Origin of the sequence: Chryseobacterium sp., from assembly GCF_022712095.1 — a bacterium.
In the GTDB taxonomy this organism is placed as follows: domain Bacteria; phylum Bacteroidota; class Bacteroidia; order Flavobacteriales; family Weeksellaceae; genus Chryseobacterium.
On sequence record NZ_JALAHD010000236.1, the window covers coordinates 1 to 3,170 of the forward strand.

3 protein-coding genes are annotated in these 3,170 nt (G+C 32.4%); all 3 read right to left on the minus strand.

Annotated elements, in window-relative coordinates; translation table 11 throughout:
• Positions 1 to 82 precede the first annotated feature (82 nt).
• The 3 genes from Q0A18_RS12475 to Q0A18_RS12485 are packed head-to-tail and all read right to left on the minus strand — an operon-like array spanning position 83 to position 3,115.
• Positions 83 to 739 (minus strand): OmpA family protein, encoded by a 657-nt coding sequence (locus Q0A18_RS12475; protein ID WP_292010479.1) that lies wholly within the window; start codon positions 737 to 739, stop codon positions 83 to 85.
• Positions 740 to 794: 55 nt separating this feature from the next.
• The gene (locus tag Q0A18_RS12480) at positions 795 to 1,907 is read right to left on the minus strand and encodes a class I SAM-dependent methyltransferase (RefSeq protein WP_292010480.1); all 1,113 of its coding nucleotides are present in this window, start codon (positions 1,905 to 1,907) and stop codon (positions 795 to 797) included.
• 44 nt (positions 1,908 to 1,951) lie between these two features.
• Positions 1,952 to 3,115 carry a methylmalonyl-CoA mutase family protein gene (locus Q0A18_RS12485; RefSeq protein WP_292010481.1) on the minus strand — a complete coding sequence of 388 codons (1,164 nt, stop codon included), beginning with the start codon at positions 3,113 to 3,115 and terminating at the stop codon, positions 1,952 to 1,954.
• Positions 3,116 to 3,170 lie beyond the last annotated feature (55 nt).

A 3,170-nucleotide genomic window follows, 5' to 3' on the forward strand; every position in this document is an offset into this window, starting at 1 on the left:
ACTAAATCCATTATCTACATTATTTAATAACAAAAAAGCTTCACTTAAAAGTGAAGCTTTTATATTATAATACTTTTATTACTTATTTAGTAAATCTTACTGCCATTTTTCTGTCGGAAGCTCTTTCAGCATCAGAAGCTTTAGCATCAATAGTAGCATACTGGCTTCCATATCCTTCTGCTGAAACAATTTGGCCGGTAACTCCTAATTTAGAAAGTTCAGCTTTAATAAAATTAGCTCTGTCTTGAGATAATTTTACATTTTTAGCTTCATCTCCTGTTTTATCAGTGTAACCACCAATTTTAATTTTAGCATCAGGGAAAGCCTTAAGAATTTTAGCAAGGTTAGCTAACTGCTCTTGAGAACCTGCTTCAAGCTGGCTAGAAGAACCTGTTTTAAAATTTACATTATCAAAGTTATACCATACGCTCTTTAGTCCATCTTCAGTAGCGGTTTCATATTGTCCTGATTTCAAGTATTTAATCATACTATCCTCCATTCCGTTTGCAAAGCCTTTTAAAGCTACACCATTCAAATCAATTGAAACCTGAGCTTTTTCAGCATGTTCAGTACCGTGAGCTGTTCCATGACCATGACCTTCACCACCTACCTGGTGATCATCAGAATATCTTTCTACTCCTTCTTCTAGCTTCAAAGTTCCTTTATTACCTCCAGCCGATATTTTTTTACAGCTTACTGCTACAGTCGCAAGGGCTAAACATATAACTAATTTTCTCATGTTTAAATTTTTGATTGCCCAAAAGTAAGAAATATTGCATTTTTCGGCAACATTTTTATACTGATTTTAGGATTATTTTTCCTTTTTTGGATTGTGTAAAAATAAGATAATTTTCTCCTCCGTCTTTTAAGCTATATTTCTTTTTGATTTCTTCAGGCTTTAGAGGGTAATTTTTTGAAATGATATTAAATTGCTCCCCTTTCTTAATACCCTTACTGTCAATACATTCCATTTCTAATATTCTTCCTGGAAACTCATCTTTTCTATCGGAAGAAGTATAAATATGGGTATTGGGATGGAGCTTTTTCAATTCAAATCTGGATGAAATCAAATTAAAAATTCCCGCTTTTAAAATTGAATTATTGGGAATATAAATAAACTTTTCAGGTTCGGAATAAACGGCTTGGATATTTTTTTCTTCTAGAAATTGAAAGGTAAAATCCTGTTCGCCACTTTCCAGATTCATACAATTACAAATAATATCTTCAACTAAAGATTCTTTGGAAAGAAAAGCCAAAACTTCTTTCACATCATTTTTAACCGCTATAATATCAATCCTGTAAAGATCAGGCAATACTGACCTTAAATATTTCAGATCGATCAAAGGTGAAAGCTTGACCATAACTTTTTTTGAAATAGAAAGAAGCTTATCCTGAATTTTAAGAATGTCCGGAGATAGATCTTCGAGAAGAAAGACTTTATTTTTCCGATTATCCCTCCTTGCCGGATCTAAATAGATAAGATCAAAACTTTCCTCATTATTATCCAAAAAATTTTCTAACGAACTATTTATAAATTGTGCTTTTCTCCCTAAAACAGACCAGTTATGTTCCACAATATTCAATAATTCTGAATTTTGTTCTATCAACATTACTTCTTCAAAATTCTGAGAAAGATAATAGGCATCAATCCCGAAACCAGATGTCAGATCTACCAGCTTCTTTCCGCTTATAATTTTTGATTTATATTGTGCTGTTTTCTCTGAAGAAGATTGTTCCAAATTCAATTGAGGAGGAAATATAATTCCCTCTGTCAAAAGAAAGGGAAATTTCCTTTGTGCTACTTGCTTTCCTTTGATCTGTTGCACAATTTCCGGCATAGAAACTTCCTGAAAAGGAGATTTCTTTAATAACAAAGAATGCAAATCAGTAGTAAGATTTGCATTCATATAGTTTTGAATTTCTTTTTTTAAAATATTTTTTTCCACAGCCTTTATTCAAACATTTCAGCCCAACGTACTGCCTTTATTTCTTTTTCGTTGTAAAGGTCTTCAATTGACTTTTTAACGTCTAATTTAGGATAGAGATTAACTCCTATTAATTTAATTTTTCCTTCTTCTACCCATTTCTGCTCTTCAACAGCATGATCATAGATCTTCTTCTGAATAAATCCTTGCTTCAATAATTCCAGATATCCGCCCTGTTCTTCTATTTCTACAAATAAACTCCATGCTTCCTCTGCAATCTGCCTTGTTACATCTTCAACATAATAACTACCGTTAGATGCATCTTCAAAAACATTAATGATGCTTTCATAGGCTAAAACGATCTGCTGTTTAAATGATATCTCTTCTGAATTTTCTGTTCTTTTATCTACCAGATAATTATTACTAAATACAGCGTCAGCTCCACCAATCATCGCTGAAGCCAGCTCTAATGTGGAACGGATAAGATTATTTTCACGATCGGTTATAGATTTGTTCCTCCAGGTGGTTTCAGCAAAAATATAAGGAATTTCATTAGTATCATATTCTTTAGACAATTGATTAAAAACCAGTTTAAATGCTCTCAACTTAGCCATTTCAAAGAAATAATTCCCTCCTACAGCGACTCTGAAAAGAACCTTATTAAGAATTTGTTCTCCTAACAGTTCTATCAATTCTTTTGTTTTAGCCAAAGCTATAGCTAACTGCTGATTAATCGAAGCACCGGCATTCTGGTGAAACGAAATATCAATACAAATATTTCTTTTAAAGTTTTTCCCTAGTAATTCTTTGGCCAACTGTTCATTAATAATCCCTAGCTTTTCGTCAAATACATCAATAAGGGAGAAATACTGGTCTGTATCTTCAGGGCTGATATGCTCTGCAAGATCTTTATTATTGATAAACAGTGTTTTTTCCTGAAGATCTTCCACATTCTGATTCAAAAGGAATGCATAAACATCTTCCTCCAAACTTTCATGATAGGCAGCTACCAAATGCGTACTTTCTTCTACTTTAGGAAGGTTTCTTAAAGGTTTCTCTACAGAATCATACATAGGCTTCACCACTATTCCCTCTACATTCTCTTTATTCAGTATAGTGTAAATTTCTTCTGTTTTCAGCTGTTTTTTTACCAGATTTTCCCAATCCGTAAGTATCTCTGTATTTGGCATTACAATTTGAAAATTTAGATTAAAGTTTAATTATTTTTTCTTTGAAATATTCGTA